Here is a 17,894-nt window from a genome sequence, read left to right on the forward strand (position 1 = left end):
GGTCGCCAGGTCGGGCGCGGACGGAAAACGTTCACGGCGGGGCGCGGCACAGGCGTGGTGGTCGGCGTGAGAACGACATGGCCCCGGCCTCCGTCGTTGCCCGTGGGCGGCGTCATGCGCATGCATCTTTGAGAGTGGATCGGGACGGACGGGGCACGTACCGTCGGCCTGCACGCCCGTTGCTACGGCTCTACCACGTCATGATCACGGACGGATCCGACACGTATGGAACTTCTGCCCTTTGCCGATGCTCACGCCGTCACGGTGGCGGGCTGGCCGACTTCCGCCGGCGAGGTCGTCATGTGGTGCGGGCGGAAGGAGTTCCCCGTACCCACCAAGACGATCAGTGGCTGGCAGCGCGATGACGACGTGCGGGCCCATGTCCTCGTCGAGGACGAGACGGTCGTCGGCTATGGAGAGTTGTGGTTCGACGCCGAGGAGGACGAGGTCGAGCTCGCCCGGATCATTGTGGCACCCGCCTGCCGCGGGAAGGGGCTCGGTGGTGTGCTGGTACGGGAGCTTCTCGCCCAGGCTCTCAAAACGGGCTGTTCCGACGTCTTCATGCGCGTGCATCCCGACAACGAAAGCGCTCTGCGCTGCTATCGGAGGGCCGGGTTCGTGTCGGCCGACGCGGGCCTCACCGAGAGCTGGAACGCTGCTCAGCCGGTCGACTACGTCTGGCTTCAGCATGGTGCCGAAGCTCCGGGCGGTTGAGCATCACCGCCGGATGTCGAGGAACGGTGCCGCGCCGCGCTGGTCGGGGGCCGGAGCGGGCGCCGCGCGACCAGCGATCTGCCGCGTCTGCTCGGCACGATGGGCGGGCAGCCGCCTGATCACCTCTTGGGACGCCGACCTTCAGACCATGACCCTGCCGCGGAGGATGATGCGGCTGGGGTGGGCCAGGGCGGAGGCGTCGAGCGTGGGGTCGGTGTCGTAGGCGACGAGATCGGCGGGGGCTCCGTCGACCAGGCCGGGCAGGCCGAGGTAGGTACGGGCCGACCACGAGGCTGCGCCCAGTGCCGCCTCGGGCGACAGGCCCGCACGGACCAGCCATTCGACCTCTGAGGCAACGGTGCCGCACGGAAAGCTGTCGGTGCCGGCCAGGATGGTGACACCGGCCTCGTGTGCGGCCCTCACGGTGGGCAGCATCGCGTCCCATCCGGCCAGCCACCAGTCCCGGCGGGAGCTCGGTTCGGCGGCCCGCCGCCGGTCGGCTCCGGAGCCGAAGACGCTGAGCGTGGGGACCAACGCGGTGCCTTGCTCCGCCATCCGATCGATCAGGTTCGGGTCCAGGTGCATGCCGTGCTCCAGGCTGTCGGCTCCGGCCAGGACGGCGTTGCGACAGCCCTCGCTGGTCTGGCAGTGCGCGGCCACCCGGCCGCCGATCGCGTGCACGGCCTGCACGACAGCCGTGAGGATGTCCAGCGGCAGCGCGGGTTGGTCGTGCCGCCAGTCCCCGATGACCTTGCACCAACCCGAGGACGCGCTCGCCTCCTCCACGGCTGCCCGGACCAGGTCGGCCTCGCTCACATCTCTTCCGAAGCCGGGGAAGAAACGGCCGGGCGTGGCCAGCCAGCGTCCGGCCGAGCGGACGCGGGGCATGTCCGGGTCTTCGTCCACCCAGTCGGGGATGCGGGCTGCGGACCCGGGGGTGCGGACCAGCAGCACTCCTGCGTCGCGGTGATCGGTCAGGTGCCGCCGGAGCGTCGCGTCGCCGAACGGGGCCTCGGTGCTTTCGGTGCCGGGATGGGTATGGGCGTCGACCAGGCCGGGCAGCAGCCAGCCGCCGTCGACGACGAGGTCGGCGTCCGGGGCGGCCCCGGCCCTCAGCCGGTCGCCATCGATCCAGAAGGATCGCTCCTCTCGCTCGGGCAGTACGACGCCGCGCACTTGCAGCACCACCAGTGCTCTCCCCCCAGCAACTCGCCTGCGCGTTGGCCGATCTCGCTGATCCTATGCGGGCCCGCGGCAGGAGAACCCCGGTATGGAGCAGCCGTATCATCAGTACGCTCTGCGAGCGCTCAGGGGCCACGAGGCAGGGCGGCGGCATACCGTCCCATGGCAGGCTGTCGACGACCGCTGTTCACAGGACCTCCGTTGCCGGGGGCGGTCCGGGCGGGACGGGTGTGCAGGGCGCGGCGGGACATGGAGCCCGGCAGGGGGCGGGCACGTGGAGTGTGCCGCCGGCCGGGCGGCCGACGTCCGTTGCGCTGCCCATGCGGTGCTGCGCGGCGTACCGTCGAAAGGTGCTCCGAGAAGCAGCCGTCGTCCGCGCTGCCGCTGTTTCGGACCGCCGCCCGCTGTACGGGCTTGCCGATGCGGCCCGCGAATTCGCGCTGACGACCATTTTGCTCTTCTGGGTGGTCACCACCGCCCGCTGGCTGACCTCCCCCGACTCACCCGTCGCCGTGGGCTACCCCCGGGTGGCGACGGCGGTCGTGGGCATGATGATCGGGATCGTTCTCGTACTACTGATCGTCTCGCGGCCCGGGCGTTGCTCCGGAGCCCATATGAACCCCGCGACCAGCCTTGCGCTGTGGCTGATGGGGGCATTCCCCGGACGGTACGTGCCGGTGTACGCCGCCGCGCAGCTGGCAGGCTCGGTGGCGGGCACCGCGCTGGGGCGGCTGTGCTGGGGGCCGGTGGTCGGCCGGTCGGCGATTCGCTACGCCGCCGTGCGCCCGGGCCCGGGGTGGAACACGGCCATGGTCATGCTCGCCGAAGCCGGCTGTCTCATGCTCGTCGTCCTGATGGTGGGGTTCTTCCTGTGCCGCCCCGACATCAGCAGGCGGCTGCCCTACGCTGTGGGCGCCGCGACCGTGGTGATCATCACTGTCCTGGGCGGATGGAGTGGAGGCTCGGCCAATCCGGCCCGCCAGCTGGGTCCCGCGCTGCTCTCCGGTGGCACACGGTTGCTGTGGGTCTACCTGGTCGCCCCGCTGATCGGCGCGTCGCTCGGGGCCGCGATCCACTGCCTGCTCCAGCGCCGCCTCGGTGCCCGCCCGCCCTGCACCTACCGGCTGTGCGGAGAGGACGATGCCGTGCGCGGCCGCGCCCGGTAGAGCGCGGCGTCGGCACGTGCCACTGTGCGCACCCGCTCGCGCCGTGCACGGTGGGTGTGCACGGTGGGTGGCCGGATGGGTGGAGAACGTGTCCGCATATGCGGACGTGGCCGCGGCCCAGCGGGTAGTTGCTCCAAGTGCGCCGACGGAAACCACCGCCGGGCACGCCGACCGGAGGCCGCCGTGGCGCCCAGCCCGAACTACCGCAGCCATGCCCCTGAGCAGGCCGTACCGGTCGCGGCCGGGTGCGGACCGCACCCGGCGGTGCCGGCTCCCACAGCGGTGCTGGCGCTGCCGGCCGACGCGGCCTGTGTCAGCGCCGCACGTCACTGGAGCATCGCCGTGCTCACCCTGTGGGGCCTGGGCCGGGAGGACTGCGGCACGGCCGCGCTGGTCGTCGGTGAACTGACGGCCAACGCCGTCCGCTACGGCCACCGCGACATGTCGATCCTCCTGCTGCTGCGGCCGCAACGGCTGTACGTGTGCGTGGCCGACTCTGGAGTGGTGTCGCAGGACCACAGGCCTGTCATCCCGCAGGACCCGGCCGAGCACGGCCGCGGTCTCGCCCTGGTAGAAGCGGTGGCCGAGGCGGCGGTGGCGGCCCGTGAGCCGGAGGGGTGGCGTGTGGGCGCGGTGCTGCGGGTGGGGACCGCCGGGCAGGCAGCGCGTTCGGGTGCCGTCGCGCTGTGATCCGGCGGTGTCGACACGCCGATGGTGCCCGTCCGGCGACACTCCGGCCGGCGGACGTGCGGTGTATCGGCCTCGCGGAGGACATCCGGCCCGGCTCAGCCGTCCGGATGAGCCGGAAACTCGTCGCGAGTGCGGAAGGAGCCGCTGGTCAGGGGCCCAAGACTGGGACTGGGCCGCTGACCGGCACCCGTTTCCCCTTCTCGAACACATCCTCTGCAAGCGGAGCACCATCGCATGGCTTCCTTTCTCTACCGGGTGGGCAGATTCGCCTTCCGGCACCGCTACGGCGTGGTCGTCGCCTGGGTCGCACTCCTCGTCCTGGGCGGCCTCGCGGCGTCCGCGGCACCCCCCGCCGCCCCCAGTTCCTTCTCCATGCCGGGGACGGAGGCCCAGCACGCCGTCGATCTGCTCAAGGAGCGCTTCCCCGGCGCGACGGCCGACGGCGCCACGGCCCGCGTGGTCTTCAAGGCGCCCGACGGCCACAAGGTGACGGATCGAAGCACCCGGGCGGCCATCAAGGAGACCATCGGTGCGATCAGGCACAGCTCCCCCGAAGTCGCCGCTGTCGCCGATCCGTTTCGAGCAGGCACCGTGAGCCATGACCGAACCGTCGCGTTCGCGCCGGTCACCTACCGGGTCCAAGCCGCCGCTGTGAGCGAGAAGGCCAAGGACGCCCTGTTGAACACGGTGGACAAGGCGCGTACCGGCGGGCTGGGCGTCGAGGTCGGCGGCAGTGCCGTGCAGCAGGACGGGTCGGACTCCGGGACGGAGATCATCGGCATGGCGATCGCCGCGGTGGTCCTGGTCCTGACCTTCGGGTCGCTGGTGGCCGCCGGTCTGCCTCTGCTCACCGCGCTGCTCGGGGTGGGCATCGGCGTCAGCACGATCAGCGCGCTCGCCCACGCCCTGGACCTCGGCGACACCACCTCGACGCTGGCGATGATGCTGGGCCTTGCGGTCGGTATCGACTATGCCCTGTTCATCGTCACCCGCTACCGCACCGAACTGGCCGAGGGGCACGACCGGGAGGAGGCGGCAGGCCGCGCCACCGGCACGGCCGGCTCGGCGGTCGTCTTCGCCGGTCTCACCGTGGTGATCGCCCTGGCTGCCCTGTCCGTGGTGGGCATCCCCGTGCTGACCAAGATGGGCCTGGCGGCAGCCGGTACGGTCGCCCTCGCCGTGATCGTCGCCCTCACCCTGCTCCCGGCGCTGCTGGCCATCGCGGGCAAGCGGATCGTCGGCCGGCGGGAGCGCCGCAGGCCCGCCAAGCGGGCCAGTGCCCGGCCGACCGTCGGCGCGCGCTGGGCACGATTCGTCCTGCGCCGCCCGGTGATGGTCCTGGTCGCTTCGGTGATCGGCCTCGGTGTGCTCGCCGTGCCGGCCGCCTCCTTGAAACTCGGCCTGCCCGATGAGGGCGCCATGCCGACCACCAGCACGCAGCGCAAGGCCTACGACCTCATCTCCGGCGGATTCGGGCCGGGGGCCAACGGTCCCCTGACCGTGGTCGTCGACGCCCGCCGCGGCCACGACGCCGGCGCAGCGGCCCACAGGGTCGGCTCCACCGTGCGGACTCTCGAGGGCGTGGCCTCCGTGGGTCGGGCCACGTTCGATCCGGCCCACGACACCGCGGTGATCACCGTTGTTCCGAGCACCAGTCCCGGCAGTGCGAAGACGGAGGACCTGGTGCACAGGATCCGTGATGCCGGAAAGGACATCGGCGGATCCAAGGACGTCGCGGTCCTGGTGACGGGACAGACGGGCATGAAGGTCGACTTCTCCGCGAGGATCGACGGGGCGCTGCTGCCCTATCTGGGGATCACGGTCGGCCTGGCGTTCCTGCTGCTGATGCTGGTGTTCCGGTCCGTGCTCGTCCCGCTCAAGGCGGCCGCCGGCTTCCTGCTGTCCGTCGGGGCGGCACTCGGTGCGCTCGTCGCCGTCTTCCAGTGGGGCTGGCTCGCCGACGCCCTGGGGGTGCAGCACACGGGGCCGATCATGAGCACCATGCCGATCTTCATGGTGGGCATCGTCTTCGGCCTCGCCATGGACTACGAGGTCTTCCTCGTCACGCGGATGCGCGAGGCCCGTGCGGCGGGGCAGACGGCACGCGAGGCGATCGTGACCGGCTTCAACCAGGGTGGGCGCGTGGTGACGGCGGCCGCTGTGATCATGACGGCGGTGTTCGGCAGTTTCGTCGCGTCCAACGAGGACTCGGTCAAGATGATCGGCCTCGGACTCGCCGTCGCCGTGCTCCTCGACGCCTTCGTCGTCCGCATGACGATCGTGCCCGCGGTTCTGGCGCTGCTCGGCGACAGGGCCTGGTGGCTGCCCAGGTGGCTGCGCAGGGTGGTGCCCGACGTCGACGTCGAGGGGCGCTCCCTGCACGGCGCGCCCGACCACACCGTCCCGGGCCCGGGCCGCCTTCCGGCACCGGACCGTCACGACGAGAGCGTACCCAGGTGACCTGGTTCCTTCGACCGCCGTCGCAGTCCGGCTCCCGCCCCAGGGAGGCGGCAGCCGGACTGCGACGGCAGGTGGGTCCTGTCCGCTCGGGGCGGTGGCGGGCGGCGCCGGGAGGGCGGCCCACCGGGGCGGGGGCGTCGCCCTCAAGAGTGCCCGCCTCAGGGCTTTCCCGGCCGGGCCGGGAACGCCACGGGCCGCACGAGCATCGCCGCGGTGTACGCCCATGACCGGTGAGCCCAGTGGGCCGACGCCCGCCGGCCGCTCGCTCCTGCGGATGACCGCCGCAAGGTGGAGGGGGCGGCTGACGGCATCCCTCTCACGGCAGAGGGCGCCGAGACGTCGCGCGCCTACGGTGACACACATGACCTACCTCGACTCGATCGCGCGGCGCCGGGTGCCGCGCGGCGTCGTCGACATGGTCCTCGCCCTGCTGGTGACCGCCGGGATGCTGGCCGTCCCCCAGCAGCCGCCGGCGGGACCGGCGTTGCGGGACCCCGACACGTGGCGGCTGCTGCTGGCACTGGGCTCGGGGCTCGCGCTGGCCGTCCACCGCAAGTGGCCGCTGCCGGCGCTGCTCACCATCGCCGGCGCCGTCGCCGTCCTGCAGGCCTGCGACTACATCCCTGCGCCGGTGGGGCACGCCGGCACCTCGATCGGTGTCCCCTGGCTGGGCGTGGCCGTCGCTGTCTGGGTCACCGCCGTCCGCTCCTCACGGCACGTCGCCACGGTCGTCATCACGGCCGTGGTCCCGGCCCTCGCCGTAGCCGAGGCGCTGCTGGAGCCCGGGTTCCGCCTGGCCAACGCCGTGACCGTGATGATCCTGCTGGTGGCGGCCTGGGCGCTGGGCCGGCTGTCCGGGGCGCGGAAGGCGCTGGCGCGGGACGCGGTGGAGAAGGCCGCCGCCCTGGAACGGGAACAGCACGCGAACGCGCGGGCGGCCGTGGCCCAGGAACGCGCCCGGATCGCCCGTGAGCTGCACGACGTCGTCGCGCACCATGTCAGCCTCATGGTGGTGCAGACGATTGCCGCGGACCGGGTGCAGGATCGCGACGCGGCCAAGGCGCACGAACTGCACCATCTCGTCGAGGCGACCGGGCGCGCGGCCGTCGGCGAGCTTCGCCGGCTGCTCCGGGTGCTGCGCACGGACGACGAGGAGGAGGACGGTGCCTCGAGCCGACAGCCGCCGCAGCCCACGCTGGGGGAGATCCCCCAGCTGGTGGAGTCGGTGCGTGCCGCTGGGCTCGACATCGACTTCACCTGTGAGGGCGCCCCTGCGCGGTTGCCCGCCGGCTCGGAGCTCGTCGTCTACCGTGTTGTCCAGGAAGCCCTGACCAACGCCCTCAAACACGCCGGTCGCACCCGGGCACGCCTCAGCCTCGTGTGGGAGCGGGAGCAGTGCCTCACCGTGCGGGTGTGCGACGAGGGACGGCAGCCGGGCGGCCTGGTGCCGAAAGGCGCAGCGGTGCTCAACGGAGCTGGTCACGGCCTGGTGGGGATGCGGGAACGCATCGCCGCGGTCGGTGGCTCCCTGTACACGGGACAGCGACCTGGTGGCGGGTTCTGTGTCCACGCCGTCGTTCCCGTTCCCGCCGAGACCGGTGGAACATGACCGAAGGAGATCGGGGCTCGTGACTACTCCCCCGGCCGGAGCAGGGGGATTCAACCCTTGCGGGCCGAGCCCTCCGCTTCATCGACAGCCGCCGACCCCGGCCGACGGCGAGGGCCGGCGTACCAGCCCTCGGTCCCGCACCAGCTCCACGGACCCGGCATCCCGCCTGCCCGGCCGTAGGCCCGGCAGGCCTGGTTCACGCCGGTCGGGCGCACGGCCTCGTACCGCACGACTGCGGACGGGTGGGACGGCGATCCGCCTCGACGGCGCATCGCCGTTCCTCGCCCTGCTTCGCAGGGGTTCACTTTCCACCCGCTCCGAGGAGCGGGGTTTCCTCGAAGGAGTCCGATGACGGCCATCCGCGTGCTGCTGGTCGACGACCAGCCCATGATCCGGACCGGTTTCCGGCTCATCCTCGAAGCCGAGCCCGACATCGTCGTCGTCGGGGAGGCCGGGGACGGGCGGGCGGGGGTGGAGGACGCACGGGCGTTGCAGCCCGATGTCGTGCTGATGGACATCCGCATGCCCCACCTGGACGGTGTCGAAGCCACGCGGCTCATCGTCGGGTCCGGTGCGGCCAGTCGCGTCATCGTCCTCACCACGTTCGACCTCGACGAGCATGTGCACGACGCCCTGCGTGCGGGCGCGAGCGGTTTCCTCGTCAAGGACGGCCCCGCCGACTCACTGGTGGCGGCGATCCGCACGGTCGCGCAGGGCGATGCCGTGGTCTCCCCCCGGATCACCCGCAGGCTCCTGGACCGCTTCTCACGCTTCGCCGACCCGACACCGCCCGCTGTTCCCCCCACCCTGAACGCGCTCACGGCGCGCGAACTGGACGTGCTGCGCGCCCTCAGCCGGGGACTTTCCAATGCCGAGATCGCGCGGGAACTGCACGTGAGCGAGGCCACCGTGAAGACGCACGTCGCGCACATCCTCGACAAGTACGACCTCAGAGACCGAGTGCAGGCGGTCATCCTGGCCTACGACACCGGCCTGGTCCGGCCCGCCGCGGACATCTGACACCCCCGCCCCCGGGCGCACGGGCCGGCTGTCGCGCGGCGGCTTCCGGCCTGGTGACCGTCCGTCCTGCACACACCTGCGCCGGACAGCCGTCTGGTGGGGACGGCTGTCCGGCGGATGTGAGCCCCCGCGGCCCGGGTCACGGGCACGTGGCGTGCCGCGTCATCGACGCGGGCCGCTCTCAGTCACGCGCGGGCGGTGCGACGGGGATGTCGTACACGTTCTTCGGGGTGACGATGCTCGTGACCGCCTTGGCGAACATCGTGGCCGGCGCCTTCCCGCGGAAGGCGATGTCGCTGGTGGTGTGCACCACGAGGGTGGCCCCGGCCCGGGGCAGCCGGACCACCACGGTCTGGTAGCCGGGCAGCGAGCCGTTGTGCCCTATCCACCCGTGGTTGCCGAAGACGCCCAGGCCGTAGCTCAGCCCCGGCATGCCCGTCGGCTTCAGCTTCATCCGCTCGGCCTGCGTCGCCCTTGACAGCAGGTCTCCGTCGGCCAGGACCGACGCCCAGGACCGCAGGTCGTGCAGGTTGGAGATCATCGCTCCGGACGGTCCGCCGAGCGGGTTGCGGTCCGTCGCGTCCCCGATCGAGCCGTCCGCCGTCTGGTCGGTGTACCCGCGGGCGTGCGGCGCCGGGAACTCGGTGCCGTGCGGCATGAACGTGTGATGCAGCTGAGCCGGTTGGAGGACATGGCGCGCCAGGTAGCGATCGAACGGCTGGCCTGTCACCTTCTGGACCACCATGGCCAGAAGGACGGTGTTGGTGTTGCTGTAGTCGAACTTGCTGCCTGCGGGGAAGGCGACGGGGTGCTTGAAGGAGTAGGCCAGCATCTCGCTCATGGAGAACGTGCGGCGCGGGTCGGTCAGATAGTCCTTGCCGAAGTCGGGATCGAGCAGGTAGTTGAACAGGCCGCTGCGCATCTCGGCGAGGTGACGCAACGTGATGTGGTCGCCGTTCGGGACGCCGGGGACGTACCGGGAGATCGGGTCGTCCAGTCTCACCTGCTTGTGGTCGACCAGGCGCAGCAGCGCGGTGACGGTGAAGGTCTTGGTGACGCTGCCGATGCGCATGTTGTACCCGGGGGACATCGGCGCGTGCGTCGCCTTGTCGGCGGTTCCGAAGGCCCGTACGTAGTCGTGGTTTCCCTTCGCCCACAGCCCCACCGTGACGCCGGGGGTCTTCGTCGTCCTGAGGACGGACCGGATGGCCGTGTCGAGCTGGGCGCGTACCTGCGGCGTCAGTTCCCGCATCACCGGCTGGTGGTGGCGGGAGTGTTCCGGTGCGGGCCGGTGGTGCCATGGGGCGGCCTGCGCCCCGGGGCCGGTCGCCAGGAGTGTGCCGGCGACGAGAGCCGTACCGAGCGCCGCGACCACCGTACGGCGGCCCCGGCCTGTGGCCCGTGAGCTGCTGAGCATGTTGCACCCTTTCGACGTGCGGGGCGACCCCCTCGGCCGCCCCGCTCCGGTCTTCGATCGTGGTACGGCCCGCCGGGCGGTGCCTCTGTCCTCAGAGCGGTTTGCCACCTCAGCCACACGGATGAGGGGCTCGGTCCTCTCCGTCCTGCGAAGCGGTGGCTGCCCGCGGGGTCGACGGGCGCGGCGCGGCCCGATCCGAGGATCACGCGTCCTTGTGACCCGTGGTGACCTGTGGCCCCCGAAGGGATCATGAAGAACATGAGCACGTCGAAGGACCGCGCCGCCCCGGCAGACCCGCGTCGCACCCATACCGTGGTGATGGTCCTGTTCGACGGCGTCGCGGCCCTGGACGTCACCGGGCCGCTGGATGCGTGGGCGGCCGCCAACCAGTACGGAGGCCGGTACCGCATCGTCACCGTCTCCCCCGGCGGCAAGGAGGTCCGGACGACCTCGGGCCTGGGCCTGACGGCGGACCTGCCTCTGGAGGAGTTCACCGGCCGCGTCGGGACCCTGGTCGTGCCCGGCCGCCCCGACTGGTGGGCGGCGGTCTCGGACCGCGGCCTGGTGGGCCACCTCGCGCGGCTGGCACGGTCCGCCCGGCGGGTCAGTGCGGTCTGCGCCGGTGCCTTTCCGCTCGCGGCGACGGGGCTGCTCGACGGGCGCCGGGCCGTCACCCACTGGCAGCTGCTCGACGACCTCGCCACCCGCTATCCCGCGGTGCGGGTGGACCGGGAGCCGATCTTCGTACGGGACGGCCGGTACATCACGTCCGCGGGGGTCACCTCCGGCATCGACATGACCCTGTCCCTGGTGGAGGAGGACCTGGGGCCGGAGGCCGCCCGGGCGGTGGCGCGCTTCCTGGTGGTCTTCATGGCCCGGCCGGGCGGCCAGTCCCAGTTCAGTGTGCGGATGCAGGCCCGCTACCGCCGCAGTGCCGCCGTGCGCACCGTTCTGGACGCCGTCACCGCCGAGCCCGGCGCGGACCACAGCCTGTCCGCGCTCGCGGCGCGGGCCGGGATCAGCGTGCGGCATCTGACCCGGCTGATCCGCAAGGAGGCCGACACGACGGTGACCCGCTTCGTCGAGCAGATCCGCATGGAAGCCGCGCGGGGGCTGCTGGAATCGGGCACGGACCCGCTGGACCTCGTCGCCCGGCGAAGCGGCTTCGGTTCTCCCGAGACGATGCGCCGCGCCTTCGTGCGGGAACTGGGCACCACTCCCGGCGCCTACCGTGACCGATTCCGCATCGGCCGACCCGCCTTCGTGCCCGGATCCGGCGAAGCCGCCGCGAACGGCTGAGGCGCAGGCACCCGGGCGGGGCGTCACGTCCGTCCTGCCCGCCTTGCCCCCGGGAAGCAGCGGACGGACGCTGTGGTCATGGAAGGCGGAACGCAACGGGGCGGCCCGCACCAGGTCGTGATGGTGCTCTTCGACCGCGTCCAGCTGCTGGACGTCACGGGCCCCCTCGAGGTCTACGCCGCGGCCAACGACCAGGGTGCCGACTACCGGCTGCTCACCGCCTCATGCCAGGGCCGTGAGGTCCAGACCACGGCCGGGGCCCGGCTCGCCGCCGACGTAGCGCTCGAAGACGTCTCCGGCCCGATCGGCACCCTGATCGTGCCCGGGCGGTTCGACTGGCGGGCGGCGGTGACCGATCGCGAACTCATCGAGGGGATCAGTCGGCTGCTGCGGCCCTCGCACAGGGTCGCCTCGGTGTGCGCCGGCGCGTTCCCGCTCGCCGCCACGGGCGCGCTCGACGGGCGCCGGGCAGCCACCCACTGGTGTCTTGCCGCGGAACTCGCGAAGAACTTCCCCTCGATCGACGTCGACCGGGACGCGATCTTCGTCCGGGACGGCAAGACCATCACCTCGGCAGGGGTCTCCTCCGGCATCGATCTCACCCTGTCGCTGGTCGAAGAGGACTTCGGGCCCACGGTGGCACGTGCGGCGGCGAAGTACCTGGTCGTCTTCATGGCGCGTCCCGGGGGCCAGTCGCAGTTCAGCGTCCGGCTGGGCGCGCGGCAGCCCCGGCAGCCGGTGCTCCGGGCGGCTCTGGACGCGGTCACCGCCGACCCGGCCGGCGATCACAGCCTGGAGGCCATGGCCCGCCGGACGGGGGTGAGCGTGCGCCAGCTCACCCGTCTCTTCCGCACCGAACTCGGCACGACCGCCACGCACTTCGTGGAGGAGATCAGGATCGAGGCGGCGCAGGCGCTGCTCGAGTCCGGCACCGACCCGCTGGACGTCGTCGCACGGCGCTCCGGGTTCGGCTCGGAGGAGACACTGCGCCGTGCCTTCCAGCGCCGCCTCGGTGTCACCCCCGGCGCCTACCGGGCGCGGTTCCGCACCACACGCACCGCTCACACCGTGGAGCGCCACGGCGGCGCCGGCGGCTGACGGGCGGGACCGCACCGATCCGGCCGTGCTCCCCACCCATCGGGCAAGGGGGGCCTGCGCCTGGAATCTCCCGGCCACCCGCAGGCATTTGCCGAAGCAGTGCCGAGCGGGCCGAAGACGCAGCCCGCATGTGGCCGGTGAAGCGCCGGAGCGACGCGGGAAGGACAGGAACCCCATGGCGGACGAGACCAGGTGGCGGGCGGCCTCCGTCGGGGAAACGCGAGAGCCCGAACGGGCCACCCGTGCGGCACGTCCGGCCAGCGCGGTGAGCGTTGCCGTCCCTCCCAACGGGCCGGCCGAGGCTCCGTTCGGCTCTCCGGGACGGCTGCGCGACTCCCGTACCGCCGCCGAAGCCGTGCTCGCGCTGTCCTACGTAGCGGCTGCAGGCGCCCTGTTCGCGCTGTTCCGGCCGGCCGGAGGTGCCGCGGCCTCCCTCGGCCTCGCGGTGGTCGCCACCGCTGCCCCTACGGCGGCGGGGTGGGCCCTGGGATGCCGGGGACGGGCACGCCGGGCCCGGGCCGCCCGGACGCTCGAGACGGCGGCGGCACTTCGGGAGCAGGAGGTGCGGACACGGGCCGTCCTGCTGGCCGAGCGCGCCCGGATCGCCCGCGAACTGCACGACGTCGTGGCCCACAACGTCAGCCTGATCGTCATCCAGGCCACCGCCGCGGCCCGGGTCCGCGAGCGCGACCCCGGCAGGATCCGCGAACTGCACGCCACCATCGAGGAGACCGGCCGGGCCACCGTCGTCGAACTGCGCCGGCTCCTCGAAGTCCTCCGCGCGGAGGAGGAGAGCGAGGCCAGGGGGGCGCAGGAGCCCGGGATCGCGGACATCCCTTGCCTGCTGGACGCCGTGTGCGAGGCGGGCCTTCGCGTGTCGTACTCGTCGGCCGGTACCCCCCGGCCGGTGCCGGCCGGAACCGCTCTCGTCACCTACCGGATCGTGCAGGAGGCCCTGACCAACAGCCTCAAGCACGCCGGGCTCACCCATGCGGCCGTCGTCCTGGACTGGCAGGACGACCGGCTGACCGTGACGGTGTGCGACGACGGGCCCCGGGACGGCGCCGGCAGGCCCGCCCTGCCGGCCGGTGGCGGACACGGGCTGGTCGGGATGCGCGAACGCGTCGCCGCGGTGGGCGGCTTGCTGCACACCGGTCCGCGGCCCGCAGGCGGCTTCGCCGTCCGCGCCGAGCTGCCGCTCGGCACTCCGTGCTGACCAGACGCAGCCGACCGGACAGGGCGACGGAGGCTGTGCCCGTCCGGCTCGTGGGCGCACCCGACATCGCCGAGGCCCTGGCCACGACGGCCGTGCCGACCCGGTGCGTCGGCACACCGGGGCAGGAAGCCGCAGAGGCCGAAGGTGCCGCACGCCGAGGAGACGGGGCTGTCCCGGGAACAGTTCGGCAACGACCCCACGCCTCCCCCATGGCACGCTGATCGACGCCGGGACGCATCGTGCGGCTCGGTCACGCGCAGGCTGTCTTGCGGCGGTCAGCGGCCGGCGTCGAAGGCCTGCCGGAGCGTCCGGCCGACCTGGTCGATCGCCGCCCGGGTGACGGGGCCGGCGGCGAGCGGGTTCTGCGCGGTGAACGAGTGGATCGCGCCCAGGTAGCGCACCGCCACGACCGGCACGCCCGCGTCGAGAAGCAGGCGCGCGTAGGCCTCCCCCTCGTCGCGCAGCACGTCCGCCTCGGCCGTGACCACCAACGCGGGCGGCAGTCCGGCGAGTTCGTCCTTCGTGGCGCGCAGGGGGGAGGCGGTGGGCTCACTGCGGACAGCCGGGTCGGGGGCATAGTGGTCCCAGAACCACACCATCTGCGAGCGGGTGAGGAAGGGCCCCTCGGCGAACTCCTGGTAGGAGGGTGTGTCGAATCCGGCGTCCAGCGCCGGATAGAGCAGGACCTGGTGGGCCAGCCGGGGTCCGCCGCGCCGCTTGGCGAGCAGCGCTGTGACCGCGGCCAGATTGCCGCCGGCGCTGTCGCCCGCGACTGCCAGCCGCGCGCCGTCCAGACCGGCCTTCGCCCCGTGCTCGCCGATCCAGGCCGTGGCGGCGTAGGCCTGCTCGACGGCCACCGGATAGCGGGCCTCCGGAGAGCGCGTGTACTCCACGAAGACCACGGCCGCGCCGGACGCGTGGGCAAGATCGCGGGTCGCGCGGTCGTAGGTGTGGCGATCGCCCAGCACCCAGCCGCCGCCGTGGAAGTACATCACCGCGGGCAGCGGGCCGGTGGACTGGCGCGGCCGGACGATGCGCACCAGCACCTCGCCGCCGGGCCCGACGGGAAGCGTGCGCTCGTCGGTGTCCACGGGCGCCATCGCCACGTCCGCGGCCAGCTGGCCGGCCAGGTCGTCGGCCCGGGCTTCCTGCGGGGTACGGCTCTCCAGGGGCGGTGCGTTCCGGGCCTCCAGGTCGGCCAGAAAGCGTTCGGCGAGGGGATCGAGACGGATCTGTGAGCTGCTCACGGCATTCTCCTGTGGCTCGTGGGGGCGGGGGCGCGGTCGTGGGTGCCCGCGCCCGGACAGGGAGGACCGGGCGGCGGGCTGCTGTGAGGGAACGGCAGGGACGTCGAATGCCGGGGTGAAGCTCCATCCCAGCAGACTGGGCGGTCCCTCGTACACCGCCGGACGCCCGATCGAGGCGTCGCGCAGGGCCAGGTGGGCGGCGGCGCCGGCGGGCAGGCCGAGCCAACGGGCGGTCATGATGCGGATGAGGTTGCCGTGGGTCACCAACACCACGTCCCTGCCACCGGCCGGAAGGCGGCGGGCGCGGTCGGGGATGCGTCGAACGGTCGCAACCCCGCGGCCGAGAAGAGACCCTGGGCGCGCGTCGGGCCCCAGCCGCTCTGCCTTGGCGGTCATGGCCGGTCGGCGGGCCGCGAACTCCACGGAACCGGCCACCGGGCCGGGGCACGCGTGAAGCGCGGGATGCCGCCCTACCGCACCGCCGTCAGCGGGGTCCGGACATGGCAGGCGTGCCGCTCGCACAGCGGACAGGACAGCGCCGGTGCCCTCCTCATCCGGCGGCGCACGAGGGCGAAGACCCCCGCGCCCACCAGCGGCGCCGTGAGATAGACCCACAGCCATCCGAAGTCCCCGGAGAAGAGTTCCGGGCCGAACTGCCGGGCGGGGTTGAAGCTGCCGCCGCCGCCCTGGCCGGCCACCAGGATGAGCCCGGCGACGACGCCACCCGCGACCACCGGCACCGGCAGGACCGGCCGGGGCCGGGTCGCGGCGAAGACCACCACGGCAAGCATCACGGCCGTCGCCGCGGCCTCGGCGGCGAAGACCGCGCTGTGAGCCACACCGTCGCCCGCCCGGACGGTGGCGTAGGCGACGGCCGGGACCGCGGCGTGCCGGCCCCACAGCAGCCGTCCTGCCACGACTCCGGCCACGGACCCCGCGAGCTGGGCGCCGGCATAGGCCATCGCGTCACGTCCGGGGAGGGCACGCAGCAGCCAGAAGGCCAGCGACACGGCGGGATTGAGGTGGCCTCCGGAACGCCGTCCGAGGGGAGAGGCGATCAGCAGGCCGACGACGACGCCGCTCACCAGGGCGTCGATCGCGAGCCTCCCCTCGGCCGAGGGGAGGGCGTGTGCCGCCGGACTGTCCGGGCCGTACAGCACCCGGAACAGCGAGACCATCGCGAACAGCAGGATCGCCGTGGCGGCGAACTCGCTGAGCCACTCGGGCCAGGGACGGCGGTGCCCACCGCTGGTGCTCACTGGGTCCTCCGGGTCGGCAGCGTGGAAGGGGGCCGACCGACCGGGCCGGGCCACTCATGCCGGCCCGGTCGGAAGACCCGTCGCCCAGCATCCGCGCCGGTCTTGCACACGCTTTGCACGGTGGTCGCGGCGGGTGGGCCGGCGTCGGCCCCTGGGGGTTCGGTTGTCCTCGCGCCGGCGGCCGGCCGTGTCCCGGAGCGGCGCGACAACTCCGGCGAAGCCGCCCTGCCGCGCCGACCGCGAACTCGGGTCGGCCTCTCATTCGGGACGGCCGGAAGCGAGGGAGAGCTGTCCCCGGCGTCCCTGGTACGGGGGCCACGACCCGCGTGACCGTAGGAAGCCGGACGTGAGCCCGTCCACGCAAGGAGCCACCGCATGTCCTCGCCCTCGTCCCCCCGCCCGTGTCACCGAGACGTCCGGCTGCGCCTGATCGGGCCGCTCACGCTCGCCGCACCGCCGCTGTCCGAGCCGCTGCCCGACGTCCCCCGGGGCCGGGCCACGACACTGCTGGGACTTCTGGCCGCCCGCCGCAACCGGATCGTCGGCCTCCACACCGTCATCGACGTCCTGTGGCCCGAAGGACCCCCGCCCAGCGCGGTGCAGACCGTCGCCGCCCTGGTCAGCAGGCTGCGCCGGCTGGTCGGGGCGTGTCTGGAACGGGTGGGCGCCGGGTACCGGCTGAACACCACCGGCTGGCGTGTCGATCTCGACGAGGCAGCACACCTGGTGGCCGCCGCCGAGCGGCACCTGGCGGTCGATGAGGCCGCGCTCGGCGACGCGGCTGCCCGGCGTGCGCTGAGACTGCTGACGTCCGGCGAGGCCGCGGAGGGATTCACGCCGGCGCCGTGGACCGAGGACCTCGAACGTGAGGTGGACCGGCTGCTGCGCCGGGCCCGGCAGGCCGCCTGGTCGATCGCGGCCCGCCGGGGAGACCACCGGCGGTCGGCCGAGGAGGCAGCCGCGGCCCTGCACGCCGACCCCTACGACGAGACGGCGTGCCGTGCCCTGATCAGCGCCCAGGCCGCACTGGGCTCACCGGGTGCCGCGCTGCGGACCTACGACGCGCTGCGCCGACGGCTCCGCAGGGAACTCGGCACGGACCCCGACCCGCGCACCATGGCGCTGCACCGGGCCGTTCTGGGCAACCGGCCCATCGTCACGCACGACGGCCCTCGGGCACCTGCAGGGAGCATGGATGTGGGGCCTGCCCGCGCTCGTCGGGCGAGCGGACGAGCTTGAGCGGCTCCGCAGAGCGTGGCGGGGCGCGGTCGCCGGCCGACGGGAGGCGGGCGGCGAGCAGCGAGCAACGGGCGGCGAGCAGCGAGCAGCGGGCGGCGAGCGGCGAGCAACGGGCGGCGAGCGGCGAGCAGCAAGCCGGCGTAGTGGTCCAGGGCTCCGGCGGCATGGGCACCACGGCGCTGCCCGGCCAGTTCGCCCGATCCGGCACACAGCACGGCGCCGCCGTCGTGCGGGTGCGAAGGCGGACCGGGCGTCGGCCCGGTCCGCCCGTCGCGATG

The 17,894-nt window shown here is 73.1% G+C and carries 14 protein-coding genes and 1 pseudogene; 10 read left to right on the forward strand and 5 right to left on the reverse strand.

Annotated features, from left to right (window positions below):
• Window positions 1-225: 225 nt before the first annotated feature.
• Window positions 226-714 (forward strand): GNAT family N-acetyltransferase, encoded by a 489-nt coding sequence (locus ACLU3S_RS08510; RefSeq protein ID WP_413951139.1) that lies wholly within the window; start codon window positions 226-228, stop codon window positions 712-714.
• A gap of 141 nt (window positions 715-855) precedes the next feature.
• Here ACLU3S_RS08510 and ACLU3S_RS08515 read toward each other — a convergent pair whose 3' ends face one another.
• Window positions 856-1,902: an amidohydrolase family protein gene (locus ACLU3S_RS08515; protein WP_413951140.1), complete on the reverse strand. Its 1,047-nt coding sequence runs from the start codon at window positions 1,900-1,902 to the stop codon at window positions 856-858.
• Between the two features lie 344 nt (window positions 1,903-2,246).
• Between ACLU3S_RS08515 and ACLU3S_RS08520 the strand changes: the two genes are divergently transcribed.
• The 5 genes from ACLU3S_RS08520 (at window position 2,247) to ACLU3S_RS08540 (ending at window position 8,841) form a co-directional block, all read left to right on the forward strand.
• Window positions 2,247-3,062: an MIP/aquaporin family protein gene (locus tag ACLU3S_RS08520; protein WP_413951141.1), complete on the forward strand. Its 816-nt coding sequence runs from the start codon at window positions 2,247-2,249 to the stop codon at window positions 3,060-3,062.
• Between the two features lie 183 nt (window positions 3,063-3,245).
• Complete coding sequence (locus ACLU3S_RS08525; RefSeq protein ID WP_413951142.1) at window positions 3,246-3,752, forward strand: ATP-binding protein; 507 nt, start codon at window positions 3,246-3,248, stop codon at window positions 3,750-3,752.
• 234 nt (window positions 3,753-3,986) lie between these two features.
• Complete coding sequence (locus ACLU3S_RS08530; protein WP_413951143.1) at window positions 3,987-6,212, forward strand: MMPL family transporter; 2,226 nt, start codon at window positions 3,987-3,989, stop codon at window positions 6,210-6,212.
• Window positions 6,213-6,573: 361 nt separating this feature from the next.
• Complete coding sequence (locus tag ACLU3S_RS08535) at window positions 6,574-7,821, forward strand: sensor histidine kinase (protein ID WP_413951144.1); 1,248 nt, start codon at window positions 6,574-6,576, stop codon at window positions 7,819-7,821.
• A 348-nt stretch (window positions 7,822-8,169) separates the two neighbouring features.
• Window positions 8,170-8,841: a response regulator gene (locus ACLU3S_RS08540; RefSeq protein ID WP_413951145.1), complete on the forward strand. Its 672-nt coding sequence runs from the start codon at window positions 8,170-8,172 to the stop codon at window positions 8,839-8,841.
• Window positions 8,842-9,022: 181 nt separating this feature from the next.
• Here ACLU3S_RS08540 and ACLU3S_RS08545 read toward each other — a convergent pair whose 3' ends face one another.
• Complete coding sequence (locus ACLU3S_RS08545; RefSeq protein ID WP_413951146.1) at window positions 9,023-10,258, reverse strand: serine hydrolase domain-containing protein; 1,236 nt, start codon at window positions 10,256-10,258, stop codon at window positions 9,023-9,025.
• Window positions 10,259-10,516: 258 nt separating this feature from the next.
• Here ACLU3S_RS08545 and ACLU3S_RS08550 point away from each other — a divergent pair, with 258 nt between their 5' ends.
• From ACLU3S_RS08550 to ACLU3S_RS08560, 3 genes are all read left to right on the forward strand, one after another.
• A complete protein-coding gene (locus ACLU3S_RS08550; RefSeq protein WP_413951147.1) occupies window positions 10,517-11,557 on the forward strand; it encodes a GlxA family transcriptional regulator in 1,041 nt (346 codons plus the stop codon).
• Between the two features lie 78 nt (window positions 11,558-11,635).
• A complete protein-coding gene (locus tag ACLU3S_RS08555; protein WP_413951148.1) occupies window positions 11,636-12,655 on the forward strand; it encodes a GlxA family transcriptional regulator in 1,020 nt (339 codons plus the stop codon).
• A gap of 175 nt (window positions 12,656-12,830) precedes the next feature.
• Entirely contained in the window at window positions 12,831-13,871 is a 1,041-nt protein-coding gene (locus tag ACLU3S_RS08560) for a sensor histidine kinase (protein WP_413951149.1), read from the forward strand.
• 275 nt (window positions 13,872-14,146) lie between these two features.
• On the opposite strand, the gene ACLU3S_RS08565 is transcribed toward ACLU3S_RS08560, so the two are convergent.
• From ACLU3S_RS08565 to ACLU3S_RS08575, 3 genes and pseudogenes are all read right to left on the reverse strand, one after another.
• Window positions 14,147-15,118, reverse strand: a complete 972-nt coding sequence (locus tag ACLU3S_RS08565; RefSeq protein WP_413951172.1) for an alpha/beta hydrolase fold domain-containing protein — start codon at window positions 15,116-15,118, stop codon at window positions 14,147-14,149.
• A 132-nt stretch (window positions 15,119-15,250) separates the two neighbouring features.
• A pseudogene (locus ACLU3S_RS08570) lies at window positions 15,251-15,514 on the reverse strand (histidine phosphatase family protein); the annotation flags it as partial.
• A gap of 74 nt (window positions 15,515-15,588) precedes the next feature.
• Entirely contained in the window at window positions 15,589-16,377 is a 789-nt protein-coding gene (locus tag ACLU3S_RS08575) for an aquaporin (protein WP_413951150.1), read from the reverse strand.
• A gap of 375 nt (window positions 16,378-16,752) precedes the next feature.
• Here ACLU3S_RS08575 and ACLU3S_RS08580 point away from each other — a divergent pair, with 375 nt between their 5' ends.
• Complete coding sequence (locus tag ACLU3S_RS08580; protein ID WP_413951151.1) at window positions 16,753-17,616, forward strand: AfsR/SARP family transcriptional regulator; 864 nt, start codon at window positions 16,753-16,755, stop codon at window positions 17,614-17,616.
• Window positions 17,617-17,894: the final 278 nt, after the last annotated feature.

Origin of the sequence: Streptomyces sp. AF1A, from assembly GCF_047340315.1 — a bacterium.
Lineage (GTDB): Bacteria > Actinomycetota > Actinomycetes > Streptomycetales > Streptomycetaceae > Streptomyces.

Excerpts from the sequence above, each read along its gene's own strand:
- ACLU3S_RS08510 (WP_413951139.1), top strand. The coding sequence starts at position 226 with ATGGAACTTCTGCCCTTTGCCGATGCTCACGCCGTCACGGTGGCGGGC.
- ACLU3S_RS08530 (WP_413951143.1), top strand. The coding sequence starts at position 3,987 with ATGGCTTCCTTTCTCTACCGGGTGGGCAGATTCGCCTTCCGGCACCGC.
- ACLU3S_RS08535 (WP_413951144.1), top strand. The coding sequence starts at position 6,574 with ATGACCTACCTCGACTCGATCGCGCGGCGCCGGGTGCCGCGCGGCGTC.
- ACLU3S_RS08540 (WP_413951145.1), top strand. The coding sequence starts at position 8,170 with ATGACGGCCATCCGCGTGCTGCTGGTCGACGACCAGCCCATGATCCGG.
- ACLU3S_RS08545 (WP_413951146.1), bottom strand. The coding sequence starts at position 10,258 with ATGCTCAGCAGCTCACGGGCCACAGGCCGGGGCCGCCGTACGGTGGTC.
- ACLU3S_RS08550 (WP_413951147.1), top strand. The coding sequence starts at position 10,517 with ATGAGCACGTCGAAGGACCGCGCCGCCCCGGCAGACCCGCGTCGCACC.
- ACLU3S_RS08555 (WP_413951148.1), top strand. The coding sequence starts at position 11,636 with ATGGAAGGCGGAACGCAACGGGGCGGCCCGCACCAGGTCGTGATGGTG.
- ACLU3S_RS08560 (WP_413951149.1), top strand. The coding sequence starts at position 12,831 with ATGGCGGACGAGACCAGGTGGCGGGCGGCCTCCGTCGGGGAAACGCGA.
- ACLU3S_RS08580 (WP_413951151.1), top strand. The coding sequence starts at position 16,753 with ATGTCCTCGCCCTCGTCCCCCCGCCCGTGTCACCGAGACGTCCGGCTG.